The organism is Solwaraspora sp. WMMA2059, from assembly GCF_027497315.1.
Classification (GTDB): domain Bacteria; phylum Actinomycetota; class Actinomycetes; order Mycobacteriales; family Micromonosporaceae; genus Micromonospora_E.
Genome location: NZ_CP114908.1, coordinates 1,760,574 through 1,776,116, shown reverse-complemented (window position 1 = coordinate 1,776,116; position 15,543 = coordinate 1,760,574). Strand labels below are relative to the sequence as shown.

12 protein-coding genes and 3 pseudogenes are annotated in these 15,543 nt (G+C 72.8%); 11 read left to right on the top strand and 4 right to left on the bottom strand.

The window, feature by feature from the left end; all coding sequences use genetic code 11:
* Positions 1–72: 72 nt before the first annotated feature.
* On the top strand, positions 73–513 hold the full coding sequence (locus O7553_RS08110) for an NUDIX domain-containing protein (RefSeq protein WP_281554199.1): 441 nt from the start codon (positions 73–75) through the stop codon (positions 511–513).
* Positions 514–544: 31 nt separating this feature from the next.
* Here O7553_RS08110 and O7553_RS08105 read toward each other — a convergent pair whose 3' ends face one another.
* Entirely contained in the window at positions 545–1,243 is a 699-nt protein-coding gene (locus O7553_RS08105; protein WP_281554198.1) for a DedA family protein, read from the bottom strand.
* Positions 1,244–1,702: 459 nt separating this feature from the next.
* Positions 1,703–2,368: an HAD family phosphatase gene (locus O7553_RS08100; RefSeq protein ID WP_281554197.1), complete on the bottom strand. Its 666-nt coding sequence runs from the start codon at positions 2,366–2,368 to the stop codon at positions 1,703–1,705.
* A gap of 143 nt (positions 2,369–2,511) precedes the next feature.
* On the opposite strand from O7553_RS08100, the gene O7553_RS08095 reads away from it, so the two are divergent.
* From O7553_RS08095 to pflA, 7 genes and pseudogenes are all read left to right on the top strand, one after another.
* Positions 2,512–3,372: a universal stress protein gene (locus O7553_RS08095; protein WP_281554196.1), complete on the top strand. Its 861-nt coding sequence runs from the start codon at positions 2,512–2,514 to the stop codon at positions 3,370–3,372.
* 109 nt (positions 3,373–3,481) lie between these two features.
* Positions 3,482–5,909, top strand: a pseudogene (locus O7553_RS08090) (pyruvate, phosphate dikinase).
* A gap of 248 nt (positions 5,910–6,157) precedes the next feature.
* Positions 6,158–6,448 (top strand): annotated as a pseudogene (locus tag O7553_RS08085) (winged helix-turn-helix domain-containing protein); the annotation flags it as partial.
* 206 nt (positions 6,449–6,654) lie between these two features.
* A complete protein-coding gene (locus O7553_RS08080) occupies positions 6,655–7,104 on the top strand; it encodes a universal stress protein (RefSeq protein ID WP_281554195.1) in 450 nt (149 codons plus the stop codon).
* Between the two features lie 16 nt (positions 7,105–7,120).
* Positions 7,121–7,993 (top strand): universal stress protein, encoded by an 873-nt coding sequence (locus tag O7553_RS08075; protein ID WP_281554194.1) that lies wholly within the window; start codon positions 7,121–7,123, stop codon positions 7,991–7,993.
* Between the two features lie 90 nt (positions 7,994–8,083).
* Positions 8,084–10,339 carry a formate C-acetyltransferase gene (gene pflB, locus O7553_RS08070; protein ID WP_281554193.1) on the top strand — a complete coding sequence of 752 codons (2,256 nt, stop codon included), beginning with the start codon at positions 8,084–8,086 and terminating at the stop codon, positions 10,337–10,339.
* A gap of 1 nt (position 10,340) precedes the next feature.
* On the top strand, positions 10,341–11,072 hold the full coding sequence (gene pflA, locus O7553_RS08065) for a pyruvate formate-lyase-activating protein (RefSeq protein ID WP_281554192.1): 732 nt from the start codon (positions 10,341–10,343) through the stop codon (positions 11,070–11,072).
* A gap of 30 nt (positions 11,073–11,102) precedes the next feature.
* On the opposite strand, the gene O7553_RS08060 is transcribed toward pflA, so the two are convergent.
* Positions 11,103–12,410 (bottom strand): FAD-dependent oxidoreductase, encoded by a 1,308-nt coding sequence (locus O7553_RS08060; protein WP_281554191.1) that lies wholly within the window; start codon positions 12,408–12,410, stop codon positions 11,103–11,105.
* Between the two features lie 227 nt (positions 12,411–12,637).
* Positions 12,638–13,171 (bottom strand): cyclic nucleotide-binding domain-containing protein, encoded by a 534-nt coding sequence (locus tag O7553_RS08055; protein WP_281554190.1) that lies wholly within the window; start codon positions 13,169–13,171, stop codon positions 12,638–12,640.
* A gap of 202 nt (positions 13,172–13,373) precedes the next feature.
* Here O7553_RS08055 and O7553_RS08050 point away from each other — a divergent pair, with 202 nt between their 5' ends.
* The 3 genes and pseudogenes from O7553_RS08050 to O7553_RS08040 all read left to right on the top strand — a co-directional run bounded on the left by O7553_RS08050 (position 13,374) and on the right by O7553_RS08040 (position 15,523).
* Positions 13,374–14,396, top strand: coding sequence for a nitroreductase family protein (locus O7553_RS08050; RefSeq protein WP_281554189.1), 1,023 nt, complete (start codon positions 13,374–13,376; stop codon positions 14,394–14,396).
* Positions 14,386–14,988: pseudogene (locus O7553_RS08045) on the top strand (HAD-IC family P-type ATPase); the annotation flags it as partial. The gene O7553_RS08050 and the pseudogene O7553_RS08045, both read left to right, overlap by 11 nt.
* 64 nt (positions 14,989–15,052) lie before the next feature.
* Positions 15,053–15,523 carry a cation-translocating P-type ATPase C-terminal domain-containing protein gene (locus O7553_RS08040; protein WP_281554188.1) on the top strand — a complete coding sequence of 157 codons (471 nt, stop codon included), beginning with the start codon at positions 15,053–15,055 and terminating at the stop codon, positions 15,521–15,523.
* The last annotated feature ends 20 nt before the right edge of the window (positions 15,524–15,543 follow it).

The window sequence follows — 15,543 nt, the reverse complement described above, 5'->3', positions numbered from 1 at the left end:
CCGGCGTCGTTCACCTCAGACGGCCGGCGGCTGGTGTGGCACTGGCAAGTCGCTACGAGCTGGAGGTTTACGGTGAGCGAAGGTCCTCGTATACGGGTGGGCGCGTACGCGGTGATCGTCCGGGACTCGGCGGTGCTGCTGAGCCGGTTGTCCGAGGCGTCCCCGGTGTTCGAGCCGGGTGCCTGGCATCTGCCGGGAGGTGGTCTCGATCCGGGCGAGCAGCCCGGCGAGGCGCTCACCCGAGAGTTGCAGGAGGAGGCCGGCCTGGAGGTGATGTCGTCGCGGTTGCTGGACGTGCGGTCGTACCTGGCGCACCGCAACGGCACCGACTGGCACGTGGTCGGGCTGCTGCACAGCGCACGGGTGGGGCCGGGCGAGCCGGTGGTCACCGAGGTCGGCGGCAGTGCGGACGCCATCCGGTGGGTGCCGATCGACGAGATCGACCGGTTGCCGCTGTCGCCGCCCACCGCGGACGGGCTGCGGATGGCGGAGCTGCTGCCGGTGCCGGCGTAGGAGTTCGTCGCCGGGCGTGGCTGGTTGGTCGTCAGGCATGGTCACCGGACCGGTCGCAGCCGCCTCGGCCTCGGCCGGGCCGGTGACGACCGGATGTCGGCTGACCGGTCGCCGCGTCGGGTGCACATTCGCGGCGGGCGGCCCGTAGCCGCCAGACGACGAGCGCCCCGAGTGCCAGCACCGCGACCACGACGGCGGCCGCCCGGCCGGCGACCTCCTCGATCGCGGCGTACGAGCTGCCGGCCAGGTAGCCGATCAGCACCGTGCCGATCCCCCAGACCAACGCACCCGCGACGTTGTAGGCAAAGAACCGCCGGTACGGCATGTGTGCCGCACCGGCCAGGGCGGGCATCACCGCGTGGAAGAAGGTCACGAACCGGCCGACGAAGACCGCGGTGCCGCCCCGTACCGCCAACTGGTGTTGCGCCCGCCGCACCCAGGCCTGCCGCTTGCGCAGGAAGCGCATCCGCAGCAGCCGGGGCCCCAGGGCCCGGCCGATCAGGTAGCTGGTGGTGTCACCGGCCACGGCCGCGCTGACCACCACCACGGTGATGCCGGCCAGCGAGATGGTGCCGAGGCTGGCGGCGACGCCGCCGAGCACCGCAGCGGTCTCGCCGGGGAACACGAAGCCGACGAACAGCGCGTCCTCGGCGAACACCAACAGCCCGACCAGCAGGTAGATCAGCGCACCATCCATCGACAGCAACCGCTGCAGCCAGTCGCTCAGCACAGCACCCCCCGCTCGTGGGGGGCCGCGGACCCGACGTTAGCAGTTGTGGGGCGGCGCCCGTGACGGTCCGACGGATGCGGCGTCGGGGCGTCACGGGCGTACTCCCCACCACAGAGAGGTGTCACCCCGATCTCTTAACCGGTTAAGCGTCACGCTACGCGCGCGCCCATCCGCTGTTCCGCTGGGCCGGCGGCTGGGGCATGCCCGCCTGGTTCTGGCGCAATATCGAGGAGCCAGACCGGACGATCTACCGAACCCTGGCTCGGGGCTCAACCCGACTCCACCCTCAGGCCAAGAAGAGATCAGATCCGGTGAGAAGACGACGGCCTGGGGCTTCTCACCGACACTGATCCGCTGCTGGTCGGCTGGCCCGCCACGGATCACCTTTGCTGAGAACCCACAGCCGGCCGGCTAACCGTCGACAGGCCTGCTCGTCACCACCCGTAAACGCCGTGCGGCCTAACGCACCTCGTTGGCGAGGGCGAGCACGCGGTCGACCGTCAGCTCGTCGAGGCGGTCGACGACGAGCGCCACGCCGGCCAGGGCATCGGCCGCCGGCGGGTACCCGGAGTGCGGCACCGCGACCACTACCAGACCGGCGGCCACGGCGGACCGCAGCCCGTTGCTCGAATCCTCAACCGCCAGGCACCGCCGCGGCGGTACACCGAGCAGCCGTGCCGCCACCTGGTAGACCTCGGGGTCCGGCTTGCCGGCCGCGCACTCCTCGGTCGACACGGTCGCTCGGAACGCCTCGGTGAGCCCCGCCGTGGCCAGCACCTGTTCGATCAGGCGGCGGGGTGAGGAACTGGCCAGCGCGAGCGGGAACCGCCCGGCGAGGTCACGGACCACCTCGATCGCGCCCGGGATCAGCGGCAGCTCGACCCGGTACCGCGCCGCCATGGCGTCGATCACCTCGTCGGCGACCCGGTCGGCACCACGCCCGACGCCGAGGTCCGCGTCCAGGTAGCCGGCCCACTCCGGGGTGCTCATCCCCATCAACCGCTGCTGGGCGTCCGGCAGCCACCGACCACCGGCCCCGGCCACGTAGTCGCGCCGGACCTGCTCCCAGACCGGTTCGGTGTCGATGAGTACGCCGTCCATGTCGAACACCACTGCCGAGATCATGACCCCATCCTGCCCGGTCGACCGGAATCGACCCGGAGCGGGGTCACTGAGCGCTATCCTCGCGGGTGAGCTCCCCTTTCTCGATCCGAGCCGGGTCGCTGCAGCGGCCCACGCACCGGACAGAAGCGGTGAAAGGAGTTGCGATGTCGGAGCACGCCGCACCGGCCCGCGACCGGATCGTGGCCGGCCTCCACGACTCGGCATCCAGCTGGGCCGCCGTCGCCCTGGCCGCCCGGGAAGCCGCCACAGCGCACCGGCCGCTGCGACTGGTGCACGCTCTCAACTGGATCCCGGACGACCTGTCCGGCGGCGACGAACCCCAGCCGGACGCCTACCAGCTCGTCGAACGTGCTGTGGAGACCGCCACCCGGACGGCCCCCGGAATCGACGTCACCACCGAAGTGTCCGAGAACGCCCCAGCCACCGCGCTGCTGCGGGAGTCCCGGATGGCGTCGTTGGTCGTGATCGGCGACGGGGACCTGGCCCGGTGGACCTGCCTGCCGCTGGACGCACTCGCCGTACAGATCGCCGCCCGCGCGGACTGCTCGGTGCTGGTCGCCCGGGCCGGTTCCGAGCCGGCCCCCGATCCGGCCGCGCCGGTGCTGGTCGGTGTGGACGGCTCGGCCGGCTCGGAGCGCGCGCTCGGCTTCGCTTTCGACGCCGCCGCGCAGCGGGGCAGCGACCTGATCGTCGTACGCAGCTGGGAGAGCGAGTCGAGCTGGGCCGACGCCTCGGCGTCGACCGCCGACGAACTCGCCGCGGCGGTCACCCCGTGGCAGGAGAAGCATCCCGACGTCGCGGTCCACCAGCAGGTGGTGAACGGACCGCCGGCCCGGGTGCTGATCGAGCGTTCCGCCCAGGCCGGGCTGGTGGTCGTCGGCGCCCGTGGCGATCATCCGCTGCGGGTACCGCTCGGCGCGGTCAGCCAGGCGGTGCTGCACCACGCCGGGTGCGCGACGGCGATCGTCCGCGAAGGCGGCCCCCGGCCGCCCGCCGGCGACTGACCGGGACCTATGCCCTGGGGGGTGGCCCGACCGGCCCTGCCCCGCCCGCACCGCCCACTGCTACCACGGAAGGAGAGAGATTCGCCGACCAGTGCAGGAGGCGGGCGCCATGCCGAAATTCGTCTACGACTTCATCGAAGGTAACCGCGAACTCACCGACCTGCTCGGCGGCAAGGGCGCCAACCTGGCGGAGATGACCCGGCTCGGTCTGCCGGTGCCGCCCGGTTTCACCGTCACCACCGTCGCCTGCCGCGCCTACCTCGCCGACGGCACACCGCCGGCCGGGATGTTCGACGAGGTCAACCGCCACCTCCGGGGCATGGAGGCGCGGCTGGGCAAGCGGCTCGGCGACCGGCACGACCCGCTGCTGCTCGCCGTACGGTCCGGTGCCCGGTTCTCGATGCCCGGCATGATGGAGACCGTCCTGGACATCGGGTTGACCGACACCACCGTGCACGGCCTCGCCGCGCAGAGCGGCGACGATCGCTTCGCCTGGGACTCCTACCGCCGGTTGGTGCAGATGTTCGGCCGGACCGTGTTCGGCGTGCCCGACGAGCTGTTCACCGCCGAGTTGGAGACGGTCAAACGGACCGCCGGGGTCACCGTGGACTCGGCGCTCGGCGCCGAGGACCTGCGCGCCCTGGTCGAGGCGTACCAGAAGGTCTTCCACCAGCACACCGGCCGGGACTTCCCGCAGTCGCCGCACGAACAGCTCGACCTGGCGATCCGGGCGGTCTTCGAGTCGTGGAACGCCGAACGCGCGGTGCTGTACCGCCGGCAGGAACGGATCCCGGCCGAGCTGGGCACCGCAGTGAACGTGATGGCGATGGTGTTCGGCAACCGGGGCCCGGACTCCGGCACCGGGGTGGCGTTCACCCGCGACCCGGCGACCGGGGCACGCGGCGTGTACGGCGACTACCTGGCCAACGCTCAGGGCGAGGACGTGGTGTCCGGGGTCCGCAACACGGTCCCGTTGCAGGATCTGGAGCGGATCGACCCGCGCAGCTTCCACCGGCTGATGACGATCATGGACACCCTGGAGCACCACTACCGCGACCTGTGTGACGTCGAGTTCACCATCGAACGCGGCACCCTGTGGATGCTGCAGACACGGGTCGGCAAGCGGACCGCCGAGGCCGCCTTCGTGATCGCCGCGCAACTGGTCGACGAGGGCGTCATCGACCTCGATGAGGCACTCGACCGGGTCACCGGGGCCCAGCTCGGTCAGCTGATGTTCCCCCGGTTCGACCCGGCAACCGCGCCCACGCCGCTGGCGGTCGGCGTACCGGCCGCTCCGGGCGCGGCCGTCGGCCGGGTGGTGTTCGACTCCGAGGCGGCGGTCGCCGCCGCCGGTCGGGGCGAGCAGGTCATCCTGGTGCGTCGGGAGACCAACCCGGACGACCTGCCCGGAATGATCGCCGCCGCCGGCATCCTGACCAGCCGGGGTGGCAAGACCTCGCACGCCGCCGTGGTGGCGCGGGGCATGGGCCGTACCTGCGTCTGCGGCGCCGAGGCGTTGACCGTCGACACGGCGGCCGGCCAGATCACCGTCGCCGACGGCACCGGGGCGGCACCGACCGTGCTGCACGCCGGGGACCTGATCTCGATCGACGGGGCGACCGGCGCCGTGTTCGCCGGCGCCGTCCCGGTACACCCGTCACCGGTGTTGCGCTACATCGAGGGCGAGCTGGCACCGGAGGCGGATCCATTGGTGTCGGCGGTGCACCGGCTGCTGGGCCACGCGGACGTGGTGCGCCGGCTCGCGGTGCGGGCCAACGCGGACACCGCCGCCGACGCCCGCCGGGCCCGGGCCGAGACACTCGGCGAGGACCCGGGGCACGACGAGCGGCTGCTCGCGGCGGTCCGCCGGATGCACGAGGCCAACCCGATGCTCGGCCTGCGCGGTGTCCGGCTCGGACTGATGGTGCCGGGCCTGTTCGCCACCCAGGTGCAGGCGATCGCGGAGGCGACCGTGGCCCGGCTGCGGGCCGGCGGCGACCCCCGTCCGCAGATCATGGTGCCGCTGGTCGGCGCGGTGCAGGAACTGGAGGCGGTACGGGACCAGGCCGAGGCGCTGCTCGCCGGCTTCGACGGTCTGCCGCCGATCCCGGTCGGCACCATGATCGAGGTGCCACGAGCGGCCCTGACGGCCAGCGCGATCGCCGAGGTGGCGGACTTCTTCTCGTTCGGTACCAACGACCTCACCCAGCTGGGTTGGGGCTTCTCCCGCGACGACGTGGAAGGGGTGTTTCTTCGGCCGCTACCTGGAGCTCGGCATCTTCCCGGTGTCGCCGTTCGAGTCGATCGACACCGCCGGTATCGGACGGCTGATCCAGATCGCGGTCGCCGACGCCCGGGCCACCCGGCCGGACCTGGAGATCGGAGTCTGCGGCGAGCACGGCGGCGACCCGGACTCGGTGCGGTTCTTCCACGACGCCGGATTCGACTACGTGTCCTGCTCGCCGTACCGGGTGCCGTTGGCCCGCCTGGAGGCCGGCCGCGCGGCGGCACAGATCCGGCCGTGCTCATCCCAGTGAGCAGCGGCGGCCGTGACGGTGGCGGTTGCCGCGGTGAGCGCCGCAGCGGTCGCGGCGGTCGCTCGCCGCCGCCCCGCCGCCGTCGGTACGGTCACCATCGGACCGGGCGGCTGGGTCAGCGTCAGAGGGTTGCCCGGTCCAGCGCCACGGGTCGTCGCCGACGGCCGTCGGCCCTGGTGGGCCCGGCATGGTCGGGGACGGCAACCATGTGGACGAAGTTCACGTATTGGTACTCATATGATTACCCTGTGACAACCCCCGACACGTGGCGCCTTCCGCCCTGGACCCTGCTCAGCAACCACGGACACGTCCTGCTCGCCATCGCCCGCGACCCGCGGGCCCGGCTGCGGGACGTGGCGGCGCGGGTCGGGATAACCGAACGCGCGGCGCACACCATCGTCGCCGACCTGGAGGAAGCCGGATACCTCACCCGGCACCGGGTCGGCCGACGCAACGAGTACACCGTCAATCCGCACGTACCGTTTCGACATCCGGCCGAATGCGACCACCTGGTCGGCGAACTGCTCGCGCTGTTCACCGGCGGCCAGCCGGCACCGGCCGGACCGCCGCCGACGCCGCCCGTATCGCCGCCGCCCGGGCCACATCCAACGCCGGCCGGGCCGCCGCCGACACCGGCCGGTCGACCGACGGGACCCCAGTCCCGCAACGGCGGGTCCTTCGCACCTGTCCCCCACCCGTCAACGGAGGTGGACTGTAGTCAGGTGCAACTGAAGGAGTGAGGACCATGAGCGCCAGTCACCTGATCGTCGTCGGTGTCGACGGCTCCGAGGGCAGCCGCCGGGCACTCGACTGGGCCGCCCGGGAAGCCGCCGAGCGGGGCGGCGCGCTGCGCGCCGTCGTCGCCTGGCGGTGGGACGGTGGAACCGCCGTCAGCCCCATCGAGGAGCGGCAACGCGCCAGCGAACTGCTGGACCAGGAGATCGCCGCGCTGACCGCCCGGCTCGGGTCGGCGACGCCGGTCGTCGGCGAGGTGGTCGAAGGCCGCGCCGCCGACGTACTGAGTGCCGCCGCCCGCAGCGCTGACCTGCTGGTCCTGGGCAGCCACGGCCACGGCCGCCTGCAGCACACCGTGCTCGGCTCGGTCAGCGAGGAGTGCATCCGCAAGGCCACCTGCCCGGTCGTGGTGATCCCCGTCCCCGCGCTGGTCTCCTCGGCCACCGACACCACCAACTGAGCCGGAGGTGATCGCCATGGTCAGGCCGATCGTCGTCGGGTACGACGGGTCGTCCAGCGCCGACGCCGCAGTCAGCTGGGCGGTCGCCGAAGCCGTCCGGACCGCCACCCCGGTGGTCCTCGCGTACGCGTTCGAATGGCCGACCGGGGCCGGGCCGCTGGTCCCCGTGCCGACCAGCTGGCCGAACGCGGCATCCCGACGCGACGCGGAGACGATGCTGCGGGTGGCGGCCGCCGAAGCCGCCGAGACGCACCCGGACGCCGACATCAGCACCGTCGTCCTCGACGGACCCGCCGCCCTACGGCTGCGGGAGAAGTCCCGGGACGCGGCGTTGCTGGTGGTCGGCAACCGGGGGCACGGCGGCTTCGCGGACCTGCTGCTCGGGTCGACCAGCGTGGCCGTCTCCGCGCACGCGCACTGCCCGGTGGTGGTGGTCCGCGGCGCGGCGCACCCGACCGCCCCGGTGGTGGTCGGCGTGGACGGCTCCGAGCCGTCGCTGGCCGCGCTGTGCTTCGCCGCCGAGCAGGCGGCCAGCCGGCTGGTGCCGCTGCGGGTACTGCGGGCCTGGCACCTGCCGGCACCGCAGTGGCAGCCACCGGCCTTCGACCCCCGGGAGATCGTCGCCGCCGAGCGCGCCCTGCTCGACGACGAGCTGACCGGGTGGCGGGAGAAGTACCCCGAGGTCACGATGACCGCCGAGGCGGTCGTCGACAACCCAGGCCGGGTCCTGGTCGACGCGTCGCGTACCGCCAATCTGGTGGTGGTCGGCTCGCGCGGCCGGGGCGGCTTCACCGGCCTGCTGCTCGGCTCGGTGTCGCAGCAGCTGCTGCACCACAGTCACAGCCCGGTCGCGGTCGTCCGCGACACCGTCCCGGCCGACGCCCGCTGAGCGGGCGCGCCGACCCCCCGCCGACGCCCACCGCGCCGACGACCACCCCGCCCGGCGGGCCGTCCCCGACCCGCCGGGCACAAACCCCAAATGGAGGCTGACGTGTTCGCCGAGCAGATCCGCGATCCGTGGCGGACCTTCCAGGGACGACGGTGGCGGGACACGATCGACGTGGCCGCCTTCGTTCAGGCCAACTACACGCCGTACACCGGCGACGCCGGATTTGTCACCGGCGCGACCGACCGGACCCGGGCGGTCTGGGACCGGCTGCGGGACATGTTCGTCGAGGAACGCCGCCGGGGCGTCTACGACATCGACGCCTCCACGCCGTCCACCATCACCGCGCACGCCCCCGGCTACATCGACAAGGACCGCGAGCTGATCGTCGGCCTGCAGACCGACGCGCCGCTGCGTCGGGCGATCATGCCGCACGGCGGGCTGCGGATGGTGGAGAGCGCCCTCGCGGCGTACGGCTACCCGGCCGACCCGCAGGTGCACCGGATCTTCACCGCGTACCGCAAGACCCACAACGACGCCGTCTTCGACGCCTACCCGGCCGATGTGCTGCGGGCCCGCCGTTCGCACATCGTCACCGGGCTGCCGGACGCCTACGGGCGGGGCCGGATCATCGGCGACTACCGGCGGGTCGCCCTGTACGGGGTGGACCGGTTGATCGCCGAACGCCGGGCCCACCGCGAGGCGCTGGACCTGGTCCCGTCCACCGACGACGTGATCCGCGACCGGGCGGAGCTGGCCGAGCAGATCCGGGCACTCGGTGAGCTGGTCGAGATGGCAGCCGCGTACGGCTACGACGTGACCCGGCCCGCCGCCGACGCCCGGGAGGCGGTCCAGTGGCTGTACTTCGCCTACCTGGCCGCCTGCAAGGAACAAAACGGCGCAGCGATGTCACTCGGCCGGACCGCCACGTTCCTCGACGTCTACCTGCAGCGCGACATCGACGCCGGACAGCTGACCGAGCTGGCCGCGCAGGAACTGGTCGACGACTTCGTGGTCAAGTTGCGGATCATCCGGTTCCTGCGCACCCCCGAGTACGACGAGCTCTTCTCCGGCGACCCCACCTGGGTGACCGAGTCCCTGGGCGGAACCGGCACCGACGGGCGGACCCTGGTCACCCGGACCACGTTCCGCTACCTGCAGACGCTCTACAACCTGGGACCGGCGCCGGAGCCGAACCTGACCGTGCTCTGGTCGCCCACGCTGCCCGAGGGGTTGAAAAGCTTCTGCGCCCAGGTGTCGCTGGACACCAGCGCCATCCAGTACGAGAACGACGACACGCTGCGGTCCTGGTACGACGACGACACCGCGATCGCCTGCTGCGTGTCGGCCATGCGCCTCGGCCGGGACATGCAGTTCTTCGGGGCCCGGGCCAACCTGGCCAAGGCCCTGCTGTACGCCATCAACGGCGGCCGCGACGAGGTCACCGGCGAGCAGATCGCCCCGGTGAGTCAGCCGGTCGGCGGGGAGATCCTCGACTACGACGAGGTCCTCGCGGCCTTCGACCGGACGTTGGACTGGCTGGCCACCACCTACGTCACCGCGCTCAACGTCATCCACCACATGCACGACCGGTACGCGTACGAACGGTTGCAGATGGCGCTGCACGACTACCCGGTGCACCGGTTCCTGGCCTGCGGGATCGCCGGCCTGTCGGTGGCCGCCGACAGCCTGTCGGCGATCCGGTACGCCCGGGTCAAGGTGCTGCGCGACGAGACCGGACTGGTGGTCGACTACGTGGTCGACGGTGAGTACCCGGCCTTCGGAAACAACGACGACCGGGTGGACGAGATCGCGGTCTGGCTGGTCGAGACGTTCATGGCCAAGCTGCGCCGGCAGCCGGCCTACCGCGAAGCCGAGCACAGCCTGTCGGTGCTGACCATCACCTCGAACGTGGTGTACGGCAAGCACACCGGGCACACCCCGGACGGCCGGCGGGCCGGCGAACCCTTCGCCCCCGGTGCCAACCCGATGAACGGCCGGGACCGGCACGGGCTGGTGGCCGCGGCGATGTCCGTGGCGAAGCTGCCGTACGACTGCGCCCGCGACGGCATCTCGCTGACCACCACGGTGACCCCGGCGGGCCTGGGGCGCACCCCGGCGGAACGGGTGGCCAACCTGGTCGGTGTGCTGGACGGCTACACCGACGCCGGCGGCTTCCACCTCAACGTCAACGTGCTGGACCGGGCCACCCTGGAGGACGCGATGGCGCACCCGGAGCGTTACCCGCAGCTGACCATCCGGGTCAGCGGGTACGCGGTGAACTTCGTGCGGCTCACCGCCGAGCAGCAGCGCGATGTCATCTCCCGGACGTTCCACGGAGGGCTGTGAGGTGACCACCGGGGCGGTCCACTCGTATGACGTGTCGATCGGGGTGGACGGCCCCGGTACCCGGTTCGTCGCGTTCCTCGCCGGCTGTCCGCTGCGCTGCCAGTTCTGCCACAGCCCGGACACCTGGTTCCGGCGCGCCGGCACCCCGACCACCGACGACGCGCTGGTCGCGCAGGTACTGCGCTACCAGCGGTTCATCTCGGTCGCCGGTGGCGGGGTGACGCTCAGCGGCGGTGAGCCACTGATGCAGCCGGACTTCGTCCGCGCGGTGCTGCGCCGGTGCCACGACGCCGGCCTGCACACCGCGCTGGACACCTCCGGGTTCCTCGGCGCCCGGGCGGACGACGACCTGCTGGACGCCACCGACTTGGTGCTGCTCGACATCAAGTCGTCCGATCCGCTGACCTACCGTCGGGTGACCCGCACCGGGCGGCTCGATCCGACCCTGCGGTTCGCCCGCCGGTTGGCCGACCGGGGCACCCCGATCTGGGTCCGGTTCGTGCTGGTGCCGGGGCTCACCGACGCCGAGGCGAACGTGGCCGGGGTTGCCGAGGTGGCGGCCGGCCTGCCGACGGTGCAGCGGGTCGACGTGCTGCCGTTCCACCGGCTCGGCGCGCACAAGTACACCGAGCTGGGCCTGGACTATCCGCTGGCGGCGACGGCACCGCCGGACGACGCGCGGCTGGACCGGGTGCGGGGCCAGTTCCGCGCCCGTGGACTTACCGTCTACTGAGCGGGCCTACCGGCTGCTGGAACTCACCGGCTACCGCGACCCCCGGCTACCGACCTGGTCGCCGTTGGCCACGGTCACCGGGCGGTCGGCCCGCCACGCCGGTGGCCAGCGGAACCGGTGGGTGACGCCACGCCAGCCCCCGCCGGCTGTCGCGCCGGCCAGTTCGGCCGCGATCTGCCGGACCTGGCGGTAGCCGGTGGCCATCAGGAAGGCCGACGCCCGCCCGTAGCTCTTGATGCCGACGACGAAGTAGCCGGACTCGGGATGACGCAGTTCGTCGACCCCGGGTACCGGCGCCGACCAGCCGCAGGCCGGCCCAGGGTCGAGCACCGTGGCCAGGCCACGGCTGGTGCCGAGCACCGGGTCAAGGTCGAGGCGCAGCTCGGCGGCGATCCGGTGGTCGGCACGGAAGCCGGTGGCGACGACCACCCGGTCGGCGACGATCATCCGTCCGTCGCGGCTGAACAGCCGGACCGGACCGAGATCGGACAGTTGCTCCACCCGGTGGGTGACGAATCCGGTCTCCAGGGTGATCCGGCCGGCGTCGACGAGTTGCCGTAGCCGGGTGCCATTCGCCCCGCGCGCCGGCAACGCGTCGGCGGCGCCCGGCGCGAAGACCGGATCGACGGTCACCCGGCGGACCGCCCAGGTAATCCGGGTGCCGGGCTGCTGGTCGGCCAGCTCGATCAGGTCGAGCAGGGTGGTGGCGGCCGAGTGTCCGGCGCCGACCACGACGGTGTGCCGGCCGGCGTGTGCCGGCCGGTCGACGCCGAGCACATCGGGCAGGGCGAAGTCGAGATGTGCCGCGGCGGCCCGCTCGCCGATCGCCGGCAGGCCCTCACCACCCAGATGGTTGGGGGTGTCCCAGGTCCCCGACGCGTCGACGACGGCGCGGGCGAGCTGTTCGGTACCGTCGGCCAAGCGGGCCACGAACGGCGCGTTGACGCGTCCGGCGCCGCGCAGCCGGTCGATGCCGAGCCGGGTGATCCCGGTGACCCGGGTGCCGTAGCGGATCCGGTCGGCCAGTACCGGCAGCTTCGCCAGCGGCAGCAGGTACTCCTCGATCAGTTCGGCCCCGGTCGGGTGGTACCCGGATTCGGGCACCGACCAGCCGGCGGCGTCGAGCAGTCGGCCGGCAACCGGGTCGATGTTGTCCCGCCAGCTGCTGAACAGCCGTACGTGCTGCCAGCTACGGATCGCGGCACCGGCGGCGGCACCCGCTTCCAGCACCAGCGACGGGACCCGGTGCCCGGCGAGATGGGCGGCGGCGGCCAGTCCCACCGGGCCGGCGCCGATCACGACCACGGGCAGTTGCCGGGCGGCGTACTCGATGCTCATCTGTCTCCTCTCGACGTGGTGGCGGCCAGCCGAGACGCAGCACGCAGCACGGGACGTCCGGGAGCCAGGCCCGTCACCCCATCAGCTGAATCGACGCCTGTCGAGACAGCGCATCATGCTGTACCGCGCCCTGAGCTCCGGCTAGGCGGACAAGCGTCCAACGACCACCCCGCCGCGGCCGCTCGCACACCGGGTCCGATTACCGACCGGTCACCTCGTCGCGGCCATCACCCGTCGCGACCGGGCCGGCGGCCGGCCGGATCCACGTCAGCGGCCGGTCGGGACGAATCCCCGTCGATGGCCGGTGGATAGGCGTACAGCTCGGTGAGCCGGGTCCGGGCGGCGTGCAACCGGTCGACCACGACCCGCATGAATCGAGTGGTCAGCTCCCGGCCCAGGGCGTCGTCCTGGCTGATCATCCGACGGGTACCGGCCGCGTCGAACTCGATCGTCAGGGTCTGGTCCACCGCCACCGCCCCGAACTCCCAGCGGTACGGCGGAAACAGCCACGACCAGCCCAGCACGCTCCCGGCCGCAACCGTCTCAATGTCGATCTCGCCACGGCCCGGCACCTGGAAGTTCAACGCCACCTGCCCGGTCCGCAGCAGCCAGAACCGGTCCGCCGACCGTCCCTGCTGGAAGATCTGCTGCCCGCTGTGCCGGACCCCGGGGCGCGCCTGGTACGACAGCCGCTCCAGCCAGGGCCGGGGTAGGTCGGCCAGGAACGGGTGGGCGTCGAGCAGATCGATGGTCCGGATCATCGCTCCTCCGTCCGATCACGGACACGTACCACGGACTTCCATCGCAGCTGACGGTCCGCCCTGGGCGACAGGGTCGGAGGTCCCGCCCGGGCGGGACGCAGTGCCCGTCGGGAAGCGGCGCAACGCCCCTGCCCCGACGGACCGATCCGGACGAGAGTGGAACCGATGAGGGCGCGACGGGCAGAAGGGGTGGTGGGCGGCGATGAACGCCGGATGGATCAGGAACGGACGGCCAGGTCCGCTGATGGCGGCCTGCCTGGAGGCCGCAGCCGCCGCACCGTCGGTGCACAACAGCCAGCCGTGGCGGTTCCGCCCGCACCCGACCGGCATCGAGGTGCTCGCCGACCGGCGCCGACAGGTCGACCTGGTCGACCCGGCCGGCCGGGAACTGACCATCAGCGTCGGCGCCGCCGTGTTCAACCTGCGGGTGGCGATGCTGGCCCACGGTCGGATGCCGGTCATGCTGCTGTTGCCCGAGCCCGACAACCCGGACCTGCTGGCCCGGATCGCGGTCGGGGCGCCGACCGAGACGGACGAGACGGTACGGCTGCTCGCCCGGGCCGTCGCCCACCGGCGCACCAACCGCCGCCCGTTCGCCGACCTGGCGGTCCCCGGCGAGGTGCTCGACGAGCTCACCGCCGCCGCCCGGACCGAGCACGGTCGGCTGGCCGTCGTCGACCCGATGATGCGCTCGTCGGTGCTGGCGCTGATCGGCACCGCCGAGGACCGCCGTCGGGTCGACCCGGCGTACTGGGCGGAGCTGGAACGGTGGACCCGGGACCGACCGGGCCGGCTCGACGGCGTACCGCCGCAGGCCTTCGGACCCTGGCCGGTCCCCCGCACCGTGCCGGTACGCGACTTCGGACTGGTCTGGCCGGCCCCGCGACGGCGGGTCGCCGCGTTCGAGGAGGACCCGGTCCTCGCCGTGCTGTACACCGTCGGCGACGCCCCGCGGGACTGGCTGCGCGCCGGGCAGGCGCTGCAGCGGGTGCTGCTCACCGCGACGGTACGCGGCCTGGCCACCACGCTGCTGACCCAGCCGCTGGAGTTTCCCGAACTGCGTGACCTGCTCGGTCGCCAGCAGGACGGACGGCGGGCGCAGGCGATCATCCGGATCGGCTACGGGCCGCTCAGTCCACCGGTGCCCCGCCGGCCGCTCGCCGAGTTGCTCGAACCCGCGCCGACCCGGCCGGTCGACGCGGTGGGGGTGGCCGGTGCCAGTTGACACGCGACCGGTCGTCGATCCGGGCGTACCTGCCGTCGATCCCGTGCCACCGGTCGATCCGGGTGGACTGGACGCCGCCGAGGTCACCCGGCGGACCATCGAGTACGGGCCGAACATCGTGCCGGGCGGGCCCGACCGCACCGGGCTGGTCCGCCGGGTGGCCCGCCAACTGAGCGATCCGCTGGTCGTGCTGCTGCTCGCCGCCGGGGTGGTCACCACGGCACTCGCCGACTACCCGAACACCGTGGTGATCCTGCTCGTGGTGGTGGTGAACACCAGTATCGGCGTGGTTCAGGAGGTCCGGGCGGACCGGGCGGTCGCCGCGCTGGACCGGCTGGCGGCGCCGGTGGCCCGGGTGCGACGCGACGGTGTCGACCGGGTCGTGCCGGCGGCCGAACTGGTCCCGGGCGATCTGGTGAAGATCACCGCTGGCGACATCGTCCCCGCCGATCTGGTCCTCACCGCCGCGACCCGGCTGCGCTGCGACGAGTCGACACTGACCGGTGAATCGGTGCCGGTGCAGCACGACGACGGTGACCGGGCCCACGCCGGCACCGTCGTCGTCGCCGGCCGGGCGACCGGCATCGTCACCCGGACCGGCGCCGACAGCGCGTTGGGGCGGATCGCGCCGGCCACCCCGACCGCCCACCGAGTCGGTGCTCGGCGCCGGCCTGCTCGCCGGGGTGCTCACCACCGGCACGTTGATCACGGCGGTCACCCTGGCGGCCGGTGTCGCCGCGTACCACATGGGCCGGCCCTGGCAGACGGTGGTCTTCGTCACCCTCGGGCTGGCCCAGCTGGGCGTCGCGCTCGCGGTCCGGGCCCGTCGGGGCACGGCGGCGGAAGGCACTCAACGGGGTACGACGGCGGCCGACGGCCGACGGCGGATGGCGAACCCGGCGCTGGTATTCGCGGTGGCCGGGGCGGGCCTGCTGCAGCTCGCCGGGGTCCACCTCGGTCCGCTGCGGGCGCTGCTCGGCACCGAGCCGCTGGCCCTGACCGAGTTGGCGGCCTGTGCCGCTGTCGCGGCGCTGCCCGCACTGGTGTTACATCTGTCCCGGAGCGGGAACGGACGTGGTTCGGGTCCGGATTCCCCGCGTCCCGTCGGCCACGAGCCGTCGGCGTAGCAGACCCAGACCAGGAGGCA

Bases quoted from the DNA above. Each gene is read 5' to 3' on its own strand.
- O7553_RS08100 (WP_281554197.1), bottom strand. From the start codon at position 2,368: ATGATCTCGGCAGTGGTGTTCGACATGGACGGCGTACTCATCGACACC.
- O7553_RS08095 (WP_281554196.1), top strand. From the start codon at position 2,512: ATGTCGGAGCACGCCGCACCGGCCCGCGACCGGATCGTGGCCGGCCTC.
- O7553_RS08080 (WP_281554195.1), top strand. From the start codon at position 6,655: ATGAGCGCCAGTCACCTGATCGTCGTCGGTGTCGACGGCTCCGAGGGC.
- O7553_RS08075 (WP_281554194.1), top strand. From the start codon at position 7,121: ATGGTCAGGCCGATCGTCGTCGGGTACGACGGGTCGTCCAGCGCCGAC.
- pflB (WP_281554193.1), top strand. From the start codon at position 8,084: ATGGAGGCTGACGTGTTCGCCGAGCAGATCCGCGATCCGTGGCGGACC.
- O7553_RS08060 (WP_281554191.1), bottom strand. From the start codon at position 12,410: ATGAGCATCGAGTACGCCGCCCGGCAACTGCCCGTGGTCGTGATCGGC.
- O7553_RS08055 (WP_281554190.1), bottom strand. From the start codon at position 13,171: ATGATCCGGACCATCGATCTGCTCGACGCCCACCCGTTCCTGGCCGAC.
- O7553_RS08050 (WP_281554189.1), top strand. From the start codon at position 13,374: ATGAACGCCGGATGGATCAGGAACGGACGGCCAGGTCCGCTGATGGCG.